This is a genomic window from Bittarella sp. HCP28S3_D9 (genome assembly GCF_052065655.1).
GTDB classification, from domain to species: Bacteria; Bacillota; Clostridia; order Oscillospirales; family Ruminococcaceae; genus Bittarella; species Bittarella massiliensis.
Window position 1 is genome coordinate 1 of the sequence record NZ_JBQHTP010000011.1, and the last position, 20,977, is coordinate 20,977.

18 protein-coding genes are annotated in these 20,977 nt (G+C 64.0%); 5 read left to right on the forward strand and 13 right to left on the reverse strand.

The features are described from left to right. Positions 1-77: 77 nt before the first annotated feature. From ACTNAU_RS07235 to ACTNAU_RS07245, 3 genes are all read right to left on the reverse strand, one after another. The gene (locus ACTNAU_RS07235) at positions 78-500 is read right to left on the reverse strand and encodes a YjdF family protein (protein ID WP_441097999.1); all 423 of its coding nucleotides are present in this window, start codon (positions 498-500) and stop codon (positions 78-80) included. A gap of 237 nt (positions 501-737) precedes the next feature. Next, a complete protein-coding gene (locus ACTNAU_RS07240; protein WP_441098000.1) occupies positions 738-2,177 on the reverse strand; it encodes an MATE family efflux transporter in 1,440 nt (479 codons plus the stop codon). A gap of 161 nt (positions 2,178-2,338) precedes the next feature. Further along, entirely contained in the window at positions 2,339-4,093 is a 1,755-nt protein-coding gene (locus ACTNAU_RS07245) for a hypothetical protein (protein WP_441098001.1), read from the reverse strand. A gap of 376 nt (positions 4,094-4,469) precedes the next feature. Between ACTNAU_RS07245 and ACTNAU_RS07250 the strand changes: the two genes are divergently transcribed. The 5 genes from ACTNAU_RS07250 (at position 4,470) to ACTNAU_RS07270 (ending at position 9,953) form a co-directional block, all read left to right on the forward strand. Further along, entirely contained in the window at positions 4,470-4,745 is a 276-nt protein-coding gene (locus tag ACTNAU_RS07250; protein ID WP_441098002.1) for a DUF1294 domain-containing protein, read from the forward strand. A 110-nt stretch (positions 4,746-4,855) separates the two neighbouring features. Beyond that, a complete protein-coding gene (locus ACTNAU_RS07255; RefSeq protein WP_441098003.1) occupies positions 4,856-7,228 on the forward strand; it encodes an FtsX-like permease family protein in 2,373 nt (790 codons plus the stop codon). Positions 7,229-7,243: 15 nt separating this feature from the next. Beyond that, positions 7,244-7,999 (forward strand): ABC transporter ATP-binding protein, encoded by a 756-nt coding sequence (locus ACTNAU_RS07260; protein WP_441098004.1) that lies wholly within the window; start codon positions 7,244-7,246, stop codon positions 7,997-7,999. 27 nt (positions 8,000-8,026) lie between these two features. Beyond that, positions 8,027-8,710 carry a response regulator transcription factor gene (locus tag ACTNAU_RS07265; protein WP_441098005.1) on the forward strand — a complete coding sequence of 228 codons (684 nt, stop codon included), beginning with the start codon at positions 8,027-8,029 and terminating at the stop codon, positions 8,708-8,710. Then, positions 8,697-9,953 carry a sensor histidine kinase gene (locus ACTNAU_RS07270; protein ID WP_441098006.1) on the forward strand — a complete coding sequence of 419 codons (1,257 nt, stop codon included), beginning with the start codon at positions 8,697-8,699 and terminating at the stop codon, positions 9,951-9,953. The genes ACTNAU_RS07265 and ACTNAU_RS07270 overlap by 14 nt, the downstream gene beginning before the upstream one ends. 122 nt (positions 9,954-10,075) lie before the next feature. Here the strand turns inward: ACTNAU_RS07270 and ACTNAU_RS07275 are convergent, their stop codons facing one another. From ACTNAU_RS07275 to hpf, 10 genes are all read right to left on the reverse strand, one after another. Next, positions 10,076-11,305: a DUF1015 domain-containing protein gene (locus ACTNAU_RS07275; RefSeq protein ID WP_441098007.1), complete on the reverse strand. Its 1,230-nt coding sequence runs from the start codon at positions 11,303-11,305 to the stop codon at positions 10,076-10,078. A 24-nt stretch (positions 11,306-11,329) separates the two neighbouring features. After that, positions 11,330-12,322: a biotin--[acetyl-CoA-carboxylase] ligase gene (locus ACTNAU_RS07280; RefSeq protein WP_441098008.1), complete on the reverse strand. Its 993-nt coding sequence runs from the start codon at positions 12,320-12,322 to the stop codon at positions 11,330-11,332. 96 nt (positions 12,323-12,418) lie between these two features. Next, positions 12,419-13,105 carry an RNA polymerase sporulation sigma factor SigK gene (gene sigK / locus ACTNAU_RS07285; protein ID WP_441098009.1) on the reverse strand — a complete coding sequence of 229 codons (687 nt, stop codon included), beginning with the start codon at positions 13,103-13,105 and terminating at the stop codon, positions 12,419-12,421. A 183-nt stretch (positions 13,106-13,288) separates the two neighbouring features. After that, positions 13,289-13,618 carry a hypothetical protein gene (locus tag ACTNAU_RS07290; RefSeq protein ID WP_441098010.1) on the reverse strand — a complete coding sequence of 110 codons (330 nt, stop codon included), beginning with the start codon at positions 13,616-13,618 and terminating at the stop codon, positions 13,289-13,291. Positions 13,619-13,654: 36 nt separating this feature from the next. Next, positions 13,655-14,143: a GNAT family N-acetyltransferase gene (locus tag ACTNAU_RS07295; protein ID WP_185914846.1), complete on the reverse strand. Its 489-nt coding sequence runs from the start codon at positions 14,141-14,143 to the stop codon at positions 13,655-13,657. A 204-nt stretch (positions 14,144-14,347) separates the two neighbouring features. Next, complete coding sequence (locus ACTNAU_RS07300) at positions 14,348-15,250, reverse strand: ribokinase (protein ID WP_185914845.1); 903 nt, start codon at positions 15,248-15,250, stop codon at positions 14,348-14,350. A gap of 105 nt (positions 15,251-15,355) precedes the next feature. Continuing rightward, the gene (locus ACTNAU_RS07305; protein ID WP_441098011.1) at positions 15,356-16,306 is read right to left on the reverse strand and encodes a zinc dependent phospholipase C family protein; all 951 of its coding nucleotides are present in this window, start codon (positions 16,304-16,306) and stop codon (positions 15,356-15,358) included. A gap of 1,087 nt (positions 16,307-17,393) precedes the next feature. Beyond that, positions 17,394-19,052 (reverse strand): hypothetical protein, encoded by a 1,659-nt coding sequence (locus ACTNAU_RS07310; protein WP_441098012.1) that lies wholly within the window; start codon positions 19,050-19,052, stop codon positions 17,394-17,396. 135 nt (positions 19,053-19,187) lie between these two features. Beyond that, on the reverse strand, positions 19,188-20,300 hold the full coding sequence (locus tag ACTNAU_RS07315) for a THUMP domain-containing class I SAM-dependent RNA methyltransferase (RefSeq protein ID WP_441098013.1): 1,113 nt from the start codon (positions 20,298-20,300) through the stop codon (positions 19,188-19,190). A gap of 107 nt (positions 20,301-20,407) precedes the next feature. Continuing rightward, positions 20,408-20,923 carry a ribosome hibernation-promoting factor, HPF/YfiA family gene (gene hpf, locus ACTNAU_RS07320; RefSeq protein ID WP_216401762.1) on the reverse strand — a complete coding sequence of 172 codons (516 nt, stop codon included), beginning with the start codon at positions 20,921-20,923 and terminating at the stop codon, positions 20,408-20,410. Positions 20,924-20,977: the final 54 nt, after the last annotated feature.

Sequence of the window (20,977 nt, forward strand, 5' to 3'; positions counted from 1 at the left end):
CCCCCCCCAAAAGGGGAACCAAACCCCCCCCCCCGGACTTTTCCCCCGGGCCGCGTCTGCCCTGTGGGCGCGGGCCCCTAGTGGCCCCGGTGTTTCTCCCGCCGCTTTTCCCGGCGCAGGGCAAACTGCCGCTCCCGCTGGGCCTCCCGCTGCTGGCGGGTAGAGGTGCGGCGCTCTTTCTTGCCCGCTTCCCGCTGCAGTTGCAGCGCCTGCTGGGCCTTGGCGCCGCTCCCCCGCCCTTCCAGCGCGCGGCGGATGACCCGCTGCATCCGCTTGGGGTTCACCCGCCTGTCGTCCGCCGGGTCCTCCCCCGCGACCGGGGGGCCGAAGCGCAGCCGGCTCCACCCCTCGAGCATCCGCTCGTAGACCTGGTAGTCTTTGGGCTCGGCGCCGAAGGTGATCTTGCAGACCTCCACCCGGCCGTCCTCCCACCGCTCGTAGAGCCCGACCCAGAACGGGTCCTCAAAGTACACAGTCAGTTTCGCCCTTGTCTGTACCACAGACGATCCCTCCTTTAAAGAGAATATCCTGCGGGGCGCCTGTCGGCGCGCCCGGCGGAGAAGGGACAACCAAAGGAGGCAGGTTACTGACGGCTTGCGCCGCGCCTGGACTACCCGACCAGGCCGTGTTTTTATCCCCGCAAGGCCATTCTACACCCTTTTAAGGGGGAGTCAAGGACAAACAGGAGCGCCCCGACACAGATTGTCGGGGCGCTCTCACTCTTTTTGTGCGGCGGGTCAATCGGCCTTCTGGGCCTGGGGCGCGGGCTCTCCCTGCGGGGAAGCCATTCCCTCCCGGGGCATGGCGGCGATCTGCGCGTTTAGCTGCCGGAAGAAGAGGAGGACGATCGGCACGCAGGCCAGGGCGGTCACCAGGTCGGCGATGGGCTGGCTGCACTGCACCCCCAGCACCCCGATGAGGGAGGGCAGGGTGTAGATGAGGGGGAGGAAGAACAGCCCCTGCCGGGCCACCGAGATGAAGGTGGCCTGCCGGGCCTTGCCCAGGGACTGAAAGAGCATGTTGCTGATGACGATGAAGGAGTGCAGGGGCAGGCTGCAGCACTGCAGGCGAAAGGCCAGGGCGCCGATGGCGATGACCACAGGGTCGTCCCGGCGGAAGATGGCCATGATTTTAGGGGCGAGGGCAAAGCCCGCTGCCGAGAGGACCAGCAGCCCGCAGAAGCCCACCTTCAGGCAGAAGAGATAGGCCTTTTTCACCCGGTCGTAGCGGCCCGCGCCGTAGTTGTAGCCGCAGACCGGCTGAAAGCCCTGCCCAAAGCCCAACATGGCCGAGAGGATGAACATGAACACCCGACCCACCACCGACATGGCGGCCACTGCCGGGTCGCCGTAGGCCCGCGCAGCCACATTCAGGGAGATGGAGGCAAAGGAGGCCAGCGCCTGCCGGAAAAAGGACGGCATGCCTGTGACCACGATTTTTTGGTAGAGGTCCCAGCGCAGGCTCACCTTGCGGATGGCGATGCGCACGGTGCTGCGGCGAAAGAGGTAGTTGGAGAGGAGGATGCAAAAGCTGATGCACTGGCTGAGCAGGGTGGCGATGGCCGCCCCCGAGATGCCCATGTCAAAGACAAAGATGAAGAGGGGGTCCAGGGCGATGTTGAGCACCCCGCCGGTGGCGATCCCCATCATCGAGAGGACCGCCTTCCCCTCGGAGCGCAGGTCGTTGTTCATCACAAAGGAGGCGCACATGATGGGCGCGCCAAAGAGGATGTAGCGGGCGTAGTCCTGCGCGTAGGGCAAAATGGTCTCGGTGGCGCCCAGCAGCCGCATCAGGTTTTTCATGGACAGAAGGCCGATGACCGTGATGCAGAGCCCCAGGAGCAGGGCGGTAAAAAAGGCGGTGGAGGCCACCCGGTCGGCCTCGTCCTTCTTCTCCTGCCCCAGCAGGCGGGAGATGTTGCTCCCCGAGCCCATGCCCAGGGTGAAGCCAACCGCTTGGATGATCGCCATCAGGGAGAACACCACCCCGACGGCGCCGGTGGCGCTGGTGCCCAACTGGCTGACAAAAAAGGTGTCCGCCATGTTGTAGATGGAGGTCACCAGCATGCTGATGATGGTGGGGACGGCCAGTTTGCCGATGAGCCGTCCCACCGGTTCGGTGGTCATCTTGAGGAATTGGGCGCGGTCCTGTGTCGCGCCGGACGGTTCGCTTGCCACGGGGTCATCACCTGTCTTTCTCGCTGTAACGTATTGTTCACATGTATTATAAGACCCCGTTTTTCAAATGTAAAGCGCCCTCCTCCTCCATTTTTGTGCAAAAAGAGAAGGGGGACGGCCGCCCCCCTTCTCTTTTCTATGGCTCTCTGTCCGTCCGCTCCCTAGCGGGCGCTGGCTTTCCGCCTCTTCAGCACCACCAGTGCCGCCGCGCCAAGAACGGCGGCCAGGCCGGCCCCCAGCAGGATGGCGCTGTCGCCGGTGGTGGGGGTGTCGGCCTTCTCCCCTTCGCCGGGCTGCTCCTCCGGGGTGTCGCCGGGCTGCTCCTCGTCCGACGGGGTGGTCTGGGAACCGGTGGCGGGGATCTCCACCGCCGCCCGGGCATAGCCGCAGACGCTGCACACCTCGTGTTTACTGCCGGCCTCGGTCTCGGTGGCCTCTTTGTCGATCACCCAGACAAAGGTGTGGGCGGCGCGCTCGCTCTCGGCGCCGCACTCGCAGCTCTTCCAGTGCTCGGCCGCATCGCTCTGCCAACTGCCGTACTGGTGGCTGTGCTCTACAAACTGGCCGTTCTCGGGGTCCAGCAGCAGGCCGCCGTTTTCCGGGTTGACAATGGCCTCGCTGGGCTTGGTGGTGGCCAGTTCCAGGTAGACGAAGGGCTTTTCCCCCGCCGCCTTGCTCTCGTAGCTGACCGCCGCGCCCTCGGCGAAGGTGAGGGTGGCTTTGCCGTATCTGTCGTCCAGGTTTACGCCGTACCAGGAGTTCTCCCCGGTCACGGCCCGGAAGGTCCCCTCGATGGTCACGTTGGAACTGTTGTTGACCAGCGGCGCCCCCGTCTTGGCGGCGCTGTGGTCCAGCTCCACATTGCGCAGGGTCACCCCGTCGGCGCCCCAGATGTCCAGGGCGTGCTTGTTGGCCGCGGTGGCCACCAGCTGCAGGTCCTCCAGGGTCACGCCGTCGGCCTCCACCTTCACGAGGTTGATCTGGCCGTGGCTCCCCATCTGGAAATTGTCGGCCGCAGTGATGGTGTGGCCGCCGCCGCGGATGCTCACCCCGTCGGCGCGGAGGTAGACCATCTCGCTCACGGCGATGTCCTCGGTCAGCTCCACGGTGGTGCCGGGGCGCAGGTTGTCCGAAATCTGCTTGACAAAGTTCGACTTGTTGTCGACCTTGATGGTCAGCCCCTCCAGGGACACCTTGTCCCCGCTCACGCCGGGGTTCCAGGCGTAGCCGTACACCGGGTCGGAATAGCCCGCATAGGTGTTGTTGGCAAAGTCCTGGGTCACATTTTTCACCGTCACCGAGCCCGAGGTGACCGACTTGGCGCTGATCCAGGAGGCCATCTCCACCCCTTCGATGACGGTGTTGCCCGCATCAGCGCTGCTGATGTAGATGGAGCCGCTGCTGACAGAGCCGTCGGGGGCTTGGAGCGCGCCCAGCGCAATGTCTTTCAGGGTCAGGTCCTTGCCGCCCATCAGCTCGATGGCCTTGTTGCACTGGCCGTCGTAAAAGCTGTTGGGGTTCCCCTTGAGGGTCAGGTTCTCCAGGGTGACGCCGCTGCCGCCGACGGTGACGAAGTTCTGCCCAGCCCAGTTGCCGGTGGCGGGGTCGTATGAGCTGGTGATCGACACCTCGCCCTCGCCGCGGATGCTCAAATCATCGACAAAGAGGGGGAACACAAACCCCTTCTCCACCCCATTGATGTTTGCCACAACGTCCAGACAGTCGCCTCCCAGGTCGTAAAGGCCCGCTTCCAGCACCCAGGTCTGCCCGTCTTTCTGGTTGTGGATGGCCTCCACCAGCTCCTGCGAGCTGGAGATGCGGACCGTCTCCTCCCCCTTGGCCAGGGTCTGGGCGGGGACCGCTGCCGCCACCAGTCCCAGGCTCAACAGGACCGACAGCACTCTCTTCATCTTCATGGTTTCCCTCCTGTAAAATGAGTTTGTTGGCGGGGACGGCCGCAGTGGTCGCCCCCTGCTAAAAAGGTGTAGGTTGTCGTTCACCCCGCCGTTTTGGCTGAAACAAACAAAAAAACCAACCTGTGACGAACACAAGTTGGCATACAAAAATAAACAAAATATATTTTTAAAAAGAACGAAAACTTACACTTTTGCACAATCACCATACCTCTTTTTGAAGATTTTGTCAAGATAAATCGTTAAATATTCCTCCATCTCCAAATGTTTACTCCTCCGCCCCTCCGTGCGCCGCTGCCGGCATTTCCCCCTTGTCCCCCTCTCCCCCCTCTGGTATACTTGTAAAAAACCATCTCTTTTATAAAGGAGGGCGAGCGCTGTGCCGGTCTTTTTTTGGTGGTATCTGGCCGCCGTCAACCTGGCGGCCCTCTCTGCCTGCCTGGCGGACAAGCGCGCCGCCGTCAAGGGCCGCTGGCGCATCTCCGAGCGGGCGCTGCTCACCCTCTGCGCGCTGGGGGGCGGGCCCGGCTTCTATTTGGGGATGCACTGGTTTCACCACAAGACCCGCCACAGAAAGTTCACCTGGGGGGTCCCGGCCCTCAGTCTGCTCTGGCTGGCGGGGATGGCCGCCTGGCTGTGGCTGGGCCGGATGTAAAGGGAGAGGGCGATGCCGCCCTCTTTTTTTCTGCCCTTTTGGGATTTAAGGATTCTTTAATATCTTCTGCCCTATACTCGGTCTTACCGAGAGCAGAAAGGGGCTTTTTCATGTACCTGCACATCTTAAAAAAGGACCTGCGGCGCAAAAAGACCATGAACGCCATCCTCCTCGTCTTCATCGCCCTGGCGGCGACCTTCATCGCCAGCAGCACCGGCAACTTGATTGCCATCTCCACCGCCCTGGACAGCTATTTTGACAGGGCCGGTCTGGGGGATTTTACGGTTGTCACCGCCAACAACGGCGGGAATGACGGCGAGTTGATCGACTTTTTAAACGAGAGCGAACTGGTGGAGAGCTGGGGCCGCAGCGAGCACCTCTACCTGGGGCAAAACCTCTGGCGAAACGGCGAGGTGCTGGAACTGCAAAACACCGGCTTCCTCAGCTCTCTCGACGCCCAGCTGACCTTCTTCGACAGCGGCGACCGCCCCCTCACCGCCATTGAGGATGGGACCATCTACCTCCCCCTCAAGGTGATGGAGGACGCCGGTCTGGTCCGGGGCGACACCATCACCCTGCGCACCGGGGCGCTGGAGATGGACTTCACCGTTGCCGGCAACGTCAAAGACGCCTTTCTCGGCTCCTCCATGATGGGCTCCTCCCGGCTGCTCATCAGCCGGGGCGACTACCAGACCCTTGCCCGGGAGGGCGACTGGGACAACCAGACCGGGGCCATCTACTCGGTCAAGACCGGCGACGCCCCGGCGCTGCAGCGGGCGTACAACCGCCTGGGCTTCCCCGCGGTGGTGGCCTGCGACCGCTCCCTGGTGGCCACCACCTACGTCATGGACACGGTGGTCGCCGCGGCCCTCTTGGCCGTCAGCGCCTGCCTCATCCTCATCTCCCTGGTCATCCTCCGCTTCACCATCACCTTCACCCTGGAGGAGGAGTACCGCGAAATCGGCATCATGAAGGCCATCGGCATCCCCGCCCGCAAGATCCGCGGCCTCTACCTGGTCAAATACCTGGCCATCGCCCTGGCGGGGGCGACCGCCGGCTTCTTCGCCAGCATCCCCTTTGGCAACCTCTTTTTGGAGCGGGTGGGCAAAAACATCGTCCTTCCCGCCGCCGGGGGCGGCGGGGTCCTCCTCCACCTGCTCTGCTGTGTCCTCATCGTGGCGGTGGTCGTCTCCTTCTGCTCCCTCTGCACCCGGCGCATCGGCTCCCTCTCCCCCATCGACGCCATCCGCAGCGGAAAGAGCGGCGAGCGGTTCCACCGCAAGGGGGCGCTGCGCCTCTCCCGCGGGCGGATGCCGGTCCTCCCCTTTCTGGCCCTGGGGGACATCCTCAGCGGCTTTCGCCGCTTTGCGGCCCTGCTGGTCACCTTCACCATCGGCATCGTCCTCATCATCGTGCCGGTGAACACCGTCAACACGCTGGGCAGCGGCCATCTCATCGACCTGTTCGGGATGGTCGAGAGCGACCTCTACCTGAACAGCGACGAGCGCACCATGGAGTTTTTGGTCCCCGGCGGGCGGGAGAAGCTGCGCGTCCACCTGCGCCAGACCGAGGAGACGCTGGCCCAGGAGGGGATGCCCGCCGACTGCTGGGCCGAGACCATCTTTCGCTTTCGCATCTCCCTGGGGGAGGAGAGCACCTCCGCCTTTGCCATTCAGGGCACCGGTGTCGACGCCGGCCGCTACACCTATTCCAGCGGCAGCGCCCCCGCCGGGCCCGGCGAGGTGGCCCTCACCCACATCACCGCCGACGCCGTCGGCGCCCGGATCGGCGACCGGGTCAAAATCAAGATCGGCGGGGAGGAGAAGTCCTTCCTGGTCACCGCCATCTACCAGTCGATGAACAATCTGGGCGAGGGCATCCGCTTCTCGGAAAAGGAGGATCTCGACTACCACTACGGGTTCGGCGGTTTTGCCACCCAGGTGGCCTTTCGCGACCACCCCGGCGAGGGGGAGATCGCCGCGCGGGCCCAGCGGCTGAAAGAGCTCTTCCCGCGCGAGCGCATCTACATCGGGGCCGGATACGTCAGCTACATGATCGGGGACACCGCCGAGCAGATCGACCAGGTCAAGCAGCTGATCGTGGCGGTCATCCTCGCCATCAACGCTCTGGTGGCCCTGCTGATGATGAAGAGCTTCCTCACCCGGGAAAAGGGCGAGATCGGGATGCTCAAGAGCATCGGCTTTCGGGACGGGGCCATCCTCGCCTGGCAGGTGCTGCGCATCGGCATCGTCCTGGCGGCGGCCACCCTGTTGGGGGCGGCCCTCTCGGGGCCCATCGCCCAGCTCTCGGCGGCCAAGGCCTTTGAGATGATGGGGGCCAGCCACATCGAGTTCATCGTCCGCCCGCTGGAAGTCTATCTCCTCTACCCCCTGCTGGTGCTGGCCGTCACCCTGGCTGTCAGCGCCCTGGCAGCCCTCCCCATCCGCCGCATCTCCCCCCGCGAGACCAACAACATTGAATAAAAGGAGCGAACGACCATGGCTACTGCGCTGCAAACCAAAGACCTCTGCAAGACCTATATTGTCAACAAGCGGCAGAACAACGTCCTCAAAAACGTCGACCTCACCGTGGAGGAGGGGGAGATGGTGGCGGTGATGGGCCCCTCGGGCTCGGGCAAGTCCACCCTCCTCTACGCCGTCTCGGGGATGGACCGGATCACCGCCGGCAGCGTCTCCTTTTTCGGGCGGGAGTTGGCGGGGATGCGCCCCCGGGAACTGGCCGACACCCGGCTCGAGGAGATGGGCTTCATCTTTCAGCAGATGTACATGCTCAAAAATCTGACGGTGCTGGACAACATCATCCTCCCCGCCTGCCAGTCCAAGGCGCAGCGGGCCCCCCGGCGGGAGATCGTGGCCCGCGGGGAGGGGCTGATGCGCAAACTGGGCATTGTCGAGACCGCCGACAGCGACATCAGCGAGGTCTCGGGGGGACAGTTGCAGCGCGCCTGCATCTGCCGCAGCCTCATCAACCGGCCGAAGATGATCTTTGCCGACGAGCCCACCGGCGCCCTCAACCGCGCCGCCTCGGACGGGGTGATGGAGAAGTTGGAGGAGATCAACCGGGAGGGGACCACCCTCCTGCTGGTGACCCACGACGTAAAGGTGGCCTCCCGCTGCGGCCGGGTGGTCTACCTCGTTGATGGAAACATCAAAGGGGAGTATACTTTTGAGGAGAGCCAGCCCCGCGCCAGAGAGCGGGCACTGAGCAACTGGCTCATCGAGATGGGCTGGTAAACCCCGCAGAAGAGAGGAGGGCGCGCCGTGATCGACGTGTTGGTGGTGGAGGACAACCGGGAGCTGGGGGAACTGCTCTGCGACTTTTTAAAGGCCGAGGGCTACCAGACCGCCCTCGCCCCCACCGGGGAGGAGGGGCTGGCCCTGGCCCGCCGGGAGGGGGCCCGGCTGGTGGTGCTGGACGTCATGCTCCCGGGGATGGACGGCCTCGCCGTCTGCCGCGCCCTGCGGCAGGAGGGGGACCTGCCCATCCTGGTGGTGAGCGCCCGGTCGGAAAAGGAGGACAAACTGGCCGGGCTGCGCCTGGGGGCGGACGACTACATCGAAAAGCCCTACGACGTGGACATCCTCCTGGCCAAGATCCGTGGCATCTTTCAGCGGCGGTACGAGCGCACCGCCCTGCGTGACGGCGACCTCGTCCTGGATTGGCAGCGCCGCGCCGCCACCCTGGCGGGGAGGCCCCTGGCCCTCACCGCCAAGGAGTTCGACCTCCTCTGGCTGCTGGTGGAGCACCGCGGCAAATCCCTGCGCAAGGAGTGGATCTTTGACCGCATCTGGGGAACAGACAGCTTCAGCGAGCCCCAGACCTTGACGGTGCACATCCAGTGGCTGCGCCAAAAAATCGAGCGCGACCCCAGACACCCCACCCGCATCCTGACGGTCTGGGGGGTGGGCTACCGCTTTGAGGGGGAAGCCGATGAAGCGCTTTAGCCGCCTGTTTTTCGCCGTTGCCCTGGGGTTGGCCGCCCTCATTCTGGGCGTCAACCTGGTCTTCCTCCTCCCCGCCCGGGAGGGGGGCGGCGGGGCGCGCCCCCACCAGGTGGAGATCAGCCGGCTGGCGCGGGCGATCGCCGCCGGGGGCGAGGGGGCCATCGACCTCACAGACTGCCGCTACGTCACCCGGGTGACCCCCCTGCTGTCCGGAGAGGACGCGGCCGCCTTCTTTGCCGGCGAAAACCTGGACGCGGCCGTCCGCCAGATCGGCGGCACCTGCTACCGCTTCGACTACCGCCTCCCCACCGGCGGTGACAGCACCCTCTTTTGGGCCGCCAACGGGGGGATGATCGCCATGGCGGTCCTGGTGCTCTCCCTCCTTTTTGTCGTCTGGCGGCTCGTTTTGCAGCCCTTTGAGCAGCTGCGCGAACTGCCCTTTGAGCTGGCCAAGGGCAACCTGTCATCCCCCCTGCCCGAGAGCCGGGGCCGCCTCTTCGGGCGCTTTCTCTGGGGGCTGGACCTGCTGCGGGAGGAGCTGGAGCGGCGGCGGGCGGCGGAACTCTCCCTGCAGCGGGAGAAAAAGTCCCTCCTCCTCTCCCTCTCCCACGATATCAAGACCCCTTTGAGCGCCATCAAGCTCTACGCCAAGGCCCTGCGCCAGGACCTCTACGGGCCGGAGCGGCGGGGGGAGATCGCCGGGCGCATCGGCCAAAAGGCGGACGAGATCGAGTCCTTTGTCTCCCAGCTGGTCACCGCCTCCAGCGAAAACCTGCTGCAGTTGGAGGTGTGTTCAGGCGAGTTCTACCTCCGCCAACTCGTCGGCGCGCTCACCGCCTACTACCCGGACAAGCTGGCCCTGCAAAAGACCGACTTTCGGGTGGGCCCCTGGAGCGACTGCCTCTTGAAAGGGGACCTGGACCGGGCGGTGGAGGTGGCGCAAAACCTCCTGGAAAACGCCATCAAGTACGGGGACGGCGGCTGGGTCGCCCTCTCCTTTGGCTGGGAGGAGGACTGTCTCCTCCTCACCGTAAAAAACAGCGGCTCCCCCCCGCCCGAGGGGGAGCTGCCCTATCTCTTCGACAGTTTCTGGCGGGGCTCCAACGCCGCAGACCAGCCCGGCAGCGGACTGGGGCTGGCCATCTGCCGCCAGCTGATGGCGAAGATGGACGGCGAGCTCTTCGCCCAGGCGGGGGAGGGGGAGATGGCCTTTACCGTCGTCTTTCGCAAGCCCGGCGGGTAAGTCCCTCTCCCGGCCCGATTAGCCCCCCTCCCCCCCTTCGCGGCAAAAGACTTCTGCGCAAACAAAGCCAGGGGGCGAGACCCGGTACACCGGGTTTCGCCCCCTGGCTTTGTCCCTCCGATCTATCCCGCGGCGATGGGGCGGCACTCCAGGTAAAACCGCTTGTCCCACGCCTCGCCCATGGAAAAGGTCTTGCGGGGAAGGGCGCCGTCCGCCGCCACGGCGGGGAAGAGCGACTCCTTCTCCATCCCCTCCAGCAAAAAGCCGACACACCCCTCGTCTCGGGACAGACGGCGGACCACCTCCGCCCCGTGGATGTAGTCCACCCGGCCCCCCTCCCGGGCCAGATACCCGTCCAAAAAGGCCTGCAGGGTGCCCACCGACAGGTTGGCCAGCTGTCTGCCAAAGGCAAAGCGCTCCTCCCGCCCCGCCAGGCAGAGGGTGACGCCCTGGCCCCCCTCGCCGGGGGCGGCGGCCAGCTCTTCCCGCAGGGCGGCCAGCAGTTTTTCGCCGTCGACATCGAACACCACCCGATGGATGGGCTCAAAATCCAGGGCCGGGTCGTGGAGGTTGACCACCTCTGCCAGGGCGTAGCGGGCCGGGTGCACCGCCGCCTCCCCGGCGGGCAGGGACTGCTTGATCTCCTCGTAATGGGCCTTGGCGGCCGCCAGGGAGTGGTTGCCGTCCCCCACGGCAAAGAGGAAGGGGGATTTCAGCGACAGGGCCCGCAGGGCGCCCATCACCCGCACCGCCTCGTCGTCATCGCAGAGGAACCCCTGCAGGTGGCCGCTGTCCTCCATCAAATCGAAGTCGTAGACCTGGCTCAACTCCCCCAGCCGCCGGGCCGTGGGCTCGACCACCGTCCCCTCCGGGTCGTCCACCAGCAGCATGATGTGGGGACACTCCAGCAGGGCCTGTCGCCGCACCGCCACCCGCGGGGGGATGCGCTCGAGCACCGTGCCCTCGGTGGCCCGCACCGGGCACTGGGCGCCGGGGCGGTAGTCGTACTGCTCCAGGTCCAAAAGCCCCACCAGCCCCTGGCGCACCCGTCCAGAGCGCAGGGTGCGGCGCAGGTAGACAAAGCCGGTGGCGGCCCGGAAGACCCCCTCCTCCACGTACCGGCGCATGGCTGCGGCCGTGGCGGCCACCCGCTCCCCCTCCTGCGGGGTGCCCAGGTAGCACTCGGGGACGATCATCCGCAGGGCCGAGGGGGCATCCCCCACCCGCTTTTCCACCCGCTGCCAGTAGTCGGGCTGGGCGGTGTACTGGTCACAGGCCACCACGCTCCACTTCTCCATCTCCTCCACAAGGGGGAAATAGATGTCCCCCGGATAAAATCCCAATCCAGCCACAGCTGCCGCTCCTCTCTCTTTCTCCTATCTCTTCCTGAGGCGGATCTCTCCGCTGGAGAGCGCCTGCACCTCCCCGCCCGTTTGCAGGAGGGCGCGGCCTTCGCCGTCGACCCCCTCAAAGACCGCCCGGTACCGCTCGCTCCCCCGCGAGACCTCCACCGTCTCCCCGACCCAGAGGAGCCGGGCGCGGTACCCCTCCAGCAGGGACCGGCCCCCCTCCCCTTGCAGCAGCCGGTCAAAGGCCCCTTCCAGCCGCTGCAGAAGGGCGGCCAGCAGGGCCGCCCGCGCCGGTGGGGGGCCGCCCAGCGCCTCTTCCAGGGAGACGATCTCCCCCCGGAGCTCCGGCGGGCAGGGGGTGGCGGCGCAGTTGAGCCCCGCGCCGCAGACGGCGTATTCCAGTTCGCCGCTCTCCCCCACCAGGGAGCACTCGGTGAGGATGCCGCCCAGCTTTCTCCCCCCCCAGTAGAGGTCGTTGGGCCACTTGATGTCCACCTGCAGGCCGCAGCAGTCGGCGATCCCCTCGCAGATGGCCACCGCCGACGCCAGGGTCAACAGCCGCAGCGCCGAGAGGGGGAGGGGCTGTTGCAGGGCCGCCGAGAAGTAGAGGCCGCCCGGGGGCGAATAGAAGCTGCGCCCGCCCCGGCCCCGGCCACCGGTCTGTTCCCCCGCCACCGCCACCAGCCCGTGGCGGAGTTCGCCCCCGGCAGCCAGCGCCTTGAGGTGGGCGCTGGTGGACTCCATCTGGGGCTGGCAGCAGAGGGCGCGCCCCAGCCAGTGGGTGGCGAGGCTGCGGGCGATCTCCCGCTCGGACAGCACGTCCGCCTCCCCCTCCAGGGCATAGCCCTCCCCTGTCACCGAGCGGATGGGGTAGCCCTCCTCTTTCAGGGCGACCACCGCCTTCCAGATGGCGGCCCGGGTGACCCCCAATTTCTCGGTGAGGGCGGTACTGGAGAGAAATTCCCCGCCCTGCTGGCGCAGGGCCTCCAACACCACATAGCGCGTCTGCCTTTTGGCCATCGGCCGCCCCTCCCCTCTCTTTTCAGTCTGTGACGATGATACCATATTTCCGGGGGAATGGAAAGGGAGGGCCGTACCGGCCCTCCCTTTTTCCCTTTACCCCTCTTCCTTCTCCCCCCGTTTTTTGAGGGCCCGCTCCAACTTGCCCAATGCCTTTTTCTCGATGCGAGAGACGTAGGAGCGGGAGATGCCCAGCAGCTTGGCGACCTCCTTCTGGGTTTTGGGGCGCTGGTTGTTCAGCCCGTAGCGCAGCTTGACGATGATGCGCTCCCGGGGGGTGAGGGCGGTGTTGACCCCCTCGATGAGGGCGGCCGAGCGCAGCCCCAGGTCGATGGTGTCCACAATGTCGGTGGAGTCGGCCACCACGTCCAGGTATGTCAGGGAGCTGCCGTCCCCGTCGGACTCGATGGTGTCGTTGATGTAGAGGGTCCCCGCTGTCTTTTTCTGGGAGCGGAAATTCATTAAAACTTCGTTTTCGATGCATTTGGCGGCATAGGTGGCGAAGCGGATGCCCTTGTCGCAGTTGAAGGTGCTCACCGCTTTGATCAGCCCAATGGTGCCGATGGAGACCAGGTCGTCCTGGTCCACCTGCCCGGCGGCGTAGTACTTTTTGCAGATGTGGGCCACCAGCCGCAGGTTGTGCTCGATGATGGTGTTGCGCGCCTCCAAGTCGCCGGTGGCGGCAAATTTGTGAAACAGCTCGGTCTCCTCCTCCTTGTCCAGGGGCTTGGGAAAAGTCCCCTGTGAGGAGATGTGAAGCGCAAAGTACAAGAGGTTTGCCAAAACCAGACAAACCAGTGCGGTATACATGAAAAAGCCCCCTCCTGTTCGATGAGATGGCGGCAAATGGGCCGCTTTTCCATCTATATGCGGGGGCGAGTTGTCCGTATTTGGCCCGCGGGGCAAAAAAGGGACCGGGAGCGCGCATTGCGCCGCCCGGTCCCCTGTCCAGTCAATATTGCCTTTCTACTTTTTCTCCCCCAGACCGGCGGTGTAGCCCACCGGCACGCAGAAAAGGACCGCCGTGTCCGGCGCTGAGAGGTCGCCCACCACCTCGGTGAGCACCCGCTCCACCAGGGGCACCTGCTCCTCCGGCACCACTGTGAAGATGGTGCGGTTTTCCTCCCGGTCGGGGATGTAGAGGTGCAGGCTCTGGAAGAAGCGGCCGCCCTCCCGCCCCAGCACCTTGGCCATTCCGCTGGACTCGATGACAGTGGCGCCGCGCACCCCCTCCTCTGCCAGACAAAACAGCAGTTCCTCCAACTTTTCAAAGCGGCTGAGAATGATGATCGCCATCTGCACAGTCGTTTCCCCCTTTTTGTCAGGGCGCCCTTACAGGGCCCGGTTGAAGATATAGGTGTCCCGGTACTCGCCGGTTTTGGCCCGATAGGCCTTGGGCACCCGCCCGATGCAGGTGAAGCCCAGCTTTTCATAAAGGGCGATGGCCCGCTCGTTGGTCACCACCACCGCATTGTACTGCAGCCGCAAAAAGCCCGCCTCTTTTGCCCGCTTCAGCGAGTCCTCCACCAGCTGGCGGCCGATTTTTTGCCCCCGGCAGTCGGCCTTGACCGCGTAGGAGCAGTTGGCTACATGGCCACAGCGCCCCTCGCTGTTGGGGTGGAGGATGTAGAGCCCCACCACCCGGCCTTCCCCGTCCAGGGCGCAGACCGTGTCGGTCTGGGCGGCAAAAAAAGCATCGGCCGAAGCCGCGTCCAGCGGGGTGTCCTGGGGGAAGGAATCCCCCTGTTCCACCACCTGGTTCCAAATCTCTATCATCTCCGGCAGGTCCTCCGGCCGGTAGCTGCGAAGTGTCAAATCCATTCTCCTCATCCCTTCTCTCACACACTCGTTCTCCTTTAGTTTACTACACTGCGCCCCTTTGCACAACCCTTCGCAAATTTTAAAATCTATACTTTTTCGCTCCCTCTTTTCAAGGGTGGCCCTGTTTGGACGCAAAGCGGCCGCGGAGAGGGGAAAATCCTCCTCTCCGCGGCCGCCAAAAAGGCAGTGAGAGATGGCGACGCCTTACAGGTTGAGCGGCTCGATGCTGGTGGTGTCCACCTCCTGCCGGGTGGGGATGGAGGGAGCGGCACCCGGGCGGCCCACGGCGATGGAGGAGGCCTTGGACGCCTTTTCCAAAATCACGTCGATGGAGAGCCCCTCGGCCAAACAGGCCAGAAAGTAGCCGGTGAAGGTGTCGCCGGCAGCGGTGGAGTCCACCCGCTTCACGTCGTAGATGCCGTGGGTGGCCTTGGTCTCGGCGTCTTTGTACATGACGCCGTGTTTGCCCAGGGTCAGCACCACCTTGCAGCCGGGGTACTTTTTCAGCAGCGCGTCACAGATGGCCTCGGGGTCCTTCTGACCGCCGGCGATCTCCTCGCCCTCCACCTCGTTGAGGATGAAGTACTCCACCTTTTCCAGCGGGGCCTTGGTCAGGGCCTCGTTCATGGGCGAGGGGTTGAGGACGATGCGCATCCCCTTCTCGGCGGCGCAGTTGATGATGGTGTCGGTCAGGTTCAGCTCGTTTTGCAAAAGCAGGATGTCCCCCGCCTCAAACTGGTCGATGACCCAGCGGATGTACTCCTCGGTGTTCTGGTGGTTGGAACCGCCAAAGAGGAGGATGCAGTTCTGCCCGCTCTCGTTGACCTGGATGATGGCCCGGCCGGCCGGCGCGTCGATCTTCTTCATCAGGGAGACGTCGACCCCGCTCTCCCGCATGGTCTCCACCAGGAAGTCGGCCCCCTCGCCCACCATGCAGGCGTGATAGACCTCGGCCCCGGCCCGCGCCAGGGCGATGGACTGGTTGAGCCCCTTGCCGCCGCAGTTCTTGGCGTACCCCAGGGTGGACATGGTCTCGCCCGGGCGGACAAAGTGGTCTACCTGAAAGACCTCGTCGATGTTGATCGAACCAAAATCCAATATTTTCATAGTACGGCTCCTTTACCCAATCATTGATGATTCTAGTTTACCCGATGCCCCAGGGGATTGCAAGAGAGCAAACTGCCGGATTCCCCGCGCAAAAAATGGGGATAATCACCGGGTCAGCTCCCGCTCCTCGATGGCCTCCCGCAGGGTCTTTCGCTCCGGGTGGCCGTTGTCGAAGGTCTCGTCCCCGCAGATGGCGCGCGGGCGCATCCGCGCCACATTTTTGCAGAAGGCGTCGATCATCTCCGCCGCCTCGCCCCGTGCCCGCTCCATCAGCTCTGGCACGCTCTCCCGGCTCTTTTCCACCGGGCGCTGCAGGTTGCACCAGCGCTGGTGCCGCAGGTTGAGGCAGTCCCAACTCTCCTGCTCCTGGCGCATGTAGCCGGAAAAGGCGTACCGGCGGCCGGTGAGCCTGTCCAGCCCCAGCCCCACCCTGTGGGAGAAAGCCGCCTTCCCCACAAAGAGGGAGATGAAAAAGTCATCGCAGAGAAAGCTCTGCTCCACCTTCTCCACCGAGGTCTTGGCCCCGTAGACCGCGCGCAGCAGATAGCTCAAATAGAGGGCGATGGCCTTGGTCACATGGGGGGCGAACATCGACTGGGGGATGGCGTACTCCCGCACGCTGCGGCCGGTGAGGCGGCGGTAGAGGGCGGTGTCGATGTCCGACTCGATGCGGTTGTGGGCGCCGGAACTGACCCGCGGGTCCTCCTGAAAGGCCGCCTGCACGCAGTAGACGTAGGGGTGGCAGGTCTTGTCCAGGGCGTAGTGGCACAAAAAGCCCAGGGCGTAGGCCAGCTGCGCCTCAAAGAAGAGCCCCTGCCGGGTGCGGATGAGGTAGCGCTGCATGGCGGCAAAGTTCTCCTTCACCTTTTTGTGATGCATCACCGAGCCCCAGAGGGGGAGCACGGTGGAAATTTTATTGAAAAAGAGGATGTCCGGCCCCTGGGCCCCCCACAAAAAGGCGTCGTAGTTGCGGCGGACAGCCGTCTTGGCCTGTCCCTCGGGCAGGGCGTGAAACACCTGGTCGGCAAAGAGGTGATGGGTGACAAATGCGGGCATGAACGCGTTCCTCCTCGTTGGGCGGTAGCTTGTCAGGGTGCCTTTACACTGCTGCGCCGTCTCGCCCTCTCCCCGAGGGCGGAAAATAGAGCCGCCCTTTTGCGGGCAGTTGACTACGGTACTATCATACCAAAAAAGGGGCCGCCAATAAACCCACGGGGGCAGAAGATTTCAAAAATCACAAATTCTTTCTGCCGGGCCGCAAGTGTCCGGCCTGCTCTGCGCTGAAACAAGCCCCCGGCACGCGGCTGTTCCCCCTTCCGCCCCCACTCTGCGCTAAAGGCGGCGGGAAGGGGTGATCGGGGAGCCCGCTACAGCAAACCCCTTTGCACACGGCCGCCTCCCTTCTGCCCCGCCTACTTTGCACCGACGGCGGGGAGGGATAGACAAAAAATCCCGGCACAACAGGCCCTTCCACACACAGCTGTTCTTCCTTCGGCTCCACCTCCACTCCGCGCCGCAGACAGCGAAAAGGGGGGATGAGCAGGGGGGCTCCACCGCAGCAAACCTTCCACATTCGGCCGTCCCCCCTTCTCCCTTATCCCCGTTCTGCGCCGCAGACGGCGGGGAGGAACAGGCAGAAAATACCCTGACCCAGTAAGCCCTTCCACGCGCAGCTGTCCTCCCTTCTACCCCGCCCCCACTCTGCCCCACAGACAACAGGAAGGACTAGATGGCGTGTTCCCCCGCAACAAGTCTCTCTCATACGGCCGCCCCGTTCTATCTCGCCCATCCACCCCATGCCGCAGACGGCGGGAAGGGATGGGCGGCGAACCCTGCCGCAACAGGTCCTTTCCGCACACAGCCGTTCCCCCTTCTACCCCACCTCCCCTCTGCGCTACAGACGGCAAGGAAGGGCGGTCGGCGAGCATTGCCGCAACAGGTCCTTCACACGCAGCTGCCTTCCCCTCTGCACCGCAGATGGCGGGAGGCGGTCAGGGCAAGCCACACCGCAACAAACTCTCCCGCACGCGACCGTCCCGTCTCCTGCCGCTCCTTTTTTCCCTCAAACAAAACAGTCCGGGGAACTTTGCAGACAGAAAAAACAGGGGAGGCCGTCCGGCCTTCCCCTGTTTTTTGCGCTTATTTAGCCAATGGCCTTGTTGTCAAAGCCCACCACGGTGACCACATTGTCCACCTTGCCGGAGAAGGTGACCTCCACCGCGTCGCCTGCGCTGGTGAGGGCCAGCTCCTCGCTGACATTGGCGGAGCTGATGTACATCGTCCCCGCGCTGGTGTCCAGCAGGAACTTGTAGGTGGTCTGCCCGTCCTTCACCTCAGAGGCGATGCGGGTGACGGTGCCAGAGACCTTCTCCTCCTGGGTCGTCTCGTCCCCCTTCAAGTCCTCGGGCCCGGCGGCGGTGAGGCCGCTGACATAGTCCTTCTGGGCCGCGGAGATGGTCTCGCCCACGCCGACGATCTGGTAGTTTTTCACCGAGACGAAGGCGTACTGCTTGATCAGCCCCTCGTTGTCCTTGAGGGTCATGAAATAGGTGGGGGTGTTGTTGATGTTGATGATCAGCGGGAAGGAGGCGTAGTAGCCGTACTGCTGCACCTTGCCGGCAGCCGACTTCTGGGCCGCCTCCTCGGTGGCGCCGCCGCCCAGGTTGTACTGGTAGCTCTCCTTGGTGACCATGTCCACCATGATAAAGCCGATGGTGCTGTCGTCCGCCCCCACCGAGGTCAACCCGGTGAAGAGGTAGCAGTTGCCGTCGTTGTAGACGATGATGTGCCCGTCGGAGGCCGTGAACTTGTCCTTGTTGGAGAAGTTGAGGAAGCCGCGGACGTATTCGCCCCGGTTGTTGATCTGGTTGAGGACGAAGCTCTCGGGCTGCACCCGGTCCACCCACTCGGGCACGTCGGCCAAATCGTAGTGGTGGGACTCGCCGGTGGTGGCGTTGACCAGGATGGCGCCGGTGGCCTCGGGCAGGGCGAAGCCCCGCAGGTTTTTGTAGGTGGTGATGACCCAGAAGGGGTTGCCGTCGTCGTCCAGTTCAAAGGAGTAGTCGGTCATCCCGGTGAAGAGGCCGCCGCCAAAGAAGCGGGTGTGCCGCTCCAGGTCGTCAAAGAGGTAGCTGTCGGGCTGGTACTTGATCTTGTGCCCCTCCACCAGCTGTACGTCCTGGGTGTCGGTGGCCGAGACGATGATGTAGCCGGGGGTGCCGTCCAGGTTGGACAGCCATTTGAACAGCCCCGAGTGCTGCAGGGGCACCGCCCAGATCAGCTTGCCGTTCACCTGCTGGATGGTGGGGGTGCCGATGTGGGTCTGGCTGCCGAGGGAGGGGTTCTCGCCCAGCTTCTTCTCGGCCAGCTTCTTGGCCAGCTCCTTGTCCACGATGGGGATGTTCGCCAGATCCATGGGCTGGATGTCGTCGGTGAACTCGCCCACGATCGGCTCGGTCATCTGGTTTTTGTAGGCGTTGACGTTGAAGATGACGCTGGAGGCGATGGTGACCACGATCAGAAAGGCCCAGACTGCGATCAGCAGCCACTTGGCCCACTTGGGGAACTTCTGGCTGTCGCCGAACTGCACGTTGACCCGGGGGCTGTTTTCGTCCCGCACAAAGTGCATTCCGCCCAGCTTCAAAACACCCCAGGCGCCCACGTAGAGGGTGATGACCACCGCGTAAAACAGGGCGCTGCCCTGGTAGAGGGGGTTTAGGTTGACGTTGTTGATGAGGACGTAGAGGATCACCAGCAGGGTGATGCCGGCATACGTCCACACCTTGTGTTTGGTTTTGACCATGATTTACCTCTCTTTTCAAACTCTTTTCTCGCTCTGTTATCTACTATACGGGAGCGGAGAGGGCAGGTGTGAACAATCTGTAAATTGTCCCCTTTTCGGCCCTCTTCTTCACGCCATTTTTATGCCCGCCTCGCCCTATTTGTAGTACATATACAGTTGGCACTTGAGCTCGCCGTTGTAGAGCTTGCGGCGGCGGTCGGCGGTCTTGCCGAACTGCTCTTCAAAGTGGGGGGCGCTGGTGATGATGTAGGACTTGAGGTTGTTGTAGCGGTGCATCTTCCCCAGCGCCTGGTGGATGGCCTTCACCTGGGCCGGGCCCAGCATCCGCTCGCCGTAGGGCGGGTTGGAGAGGAGGATGCCCCCCGCGTCCTGCAACTTGTGTCTGGTGATGTCCTCCACCCGGGCGCTGATCTTCTCCCCCACCCCGGCCAGCTTGGCGTTTTGCAGGGTCAGTTCCACCGCCTGGGGGTCGATGTCAAAGCCGTAGCCCTCGAAGTCGCCGCCGGGATCCGCCTCGTCCAGGGCCTGTTGGCGGGCCAGGGAGAAGGCCTTCTGGTCAAAGGTCTGCCAGCGCTCGGCGGCAAAGGTCCGCCGCAGCCCGGGGGCGATGTTCAGCGCCCGCATGGCCGCCTCGACGAGCAGGGTGCCCGAGCCGCAGAGGGGGTCGTAGACGATGTCCCCCTCGCGGATACGGGCCAGGTCGACGATCCCCGCCGCCAGGGTCTCTTTGATGGGGGCCTCCCCCGCATGGGCCCGGTAGCCCCGCTTGTGCAGCCCCTCGCCCGAGGTGTCCAGCAGGATGGAGACCTGGTCTTTGTGGATGGAGAACTGGATCTGGTAGCGCTCCCCCGTCTCCTCAAACCAAAAGACCTGATGGGTCTGTTTGAGCTTTTCCACCACCGCCTTTTTGACGATGGCCTGGCAGTCGGGCACGCTGGCCAGCTGGGAGGCAAGGCTCCACCCCTTGACCGGGAAGGCCCCGTTTTTGGGGATGTAGGCCGCCCAGTCCACCGCCAGCACCCCCTGAAACAGCTCCTCAAAGCTGCGGGCCGGAAAGGCCGCCACCTCCACCAGCACCCGCTCGGCGCAGCGCAGGCCGATGTTGGCCCGGGCCACCGTCAGGGCGTCGCCCCGGCAGCTGACCTTGCCGTTTTCCACCGCGATCTCCTCGCCCCCCAGCCGGCGCAGCTCAAAGCCGACGATCTTTTCCAGCCCAAAGATGCAGGGGCAGACCAGCTTGTACTCCATCTCTCTTCTCCCTTTCCACTTCCGTCCCCCCGCCTTCGCGCAGGGGGAGATGACACAAAAAAGAGGGCCGCGGCCCTCTGTGCCGCGGCTCTCCCAAAACGATTTCTTTATTCGGGGACGATGACACCGTATTTTCCGTCACGTCTAACATATACGAGATTGATCTCGTTGTCAACCGCGTCCCGGTAGAGGAAGAACTGGTGTCCCAGCATGTTCATCTGCAGGATGGCCTCCTCCACACTCATGGGTTTGACCGAGAAGGACTTGCGCCGGACGATGTCGATCTCCTCGGCGGGGAGGAGTTCCTCCTCGTTGAATTCGGGGAAGGAGACCTTCATCTTCCTTTCCAGCCGGTCTTTGTTGCGGACGATCTGGTTGAAGAGAACATCGACCACCAAGTCCAGGGCCTCTTCCATGGCCTTTGCCGTCCGCTCGGCCCGGAAGAGCATCCCGTCCGCCCGGATCATGACCTCGACGGTCTGGCGGTCTTTTTCGACCGTTACAGTGACTGTGGCGCTGGCATCTTCGTGGAACAGGCGGCTGAATTTGGCCAACTTCTTGTCGACCCGCTCTTTGAAGCTGTCTTTGAGATTGACTTTGCGCCCGATTACTTCGATATTCATTCCAACAACCCCTTTGTTTATAAGCTGGAAAGCCAGCCTATCTGATGGCTTTAG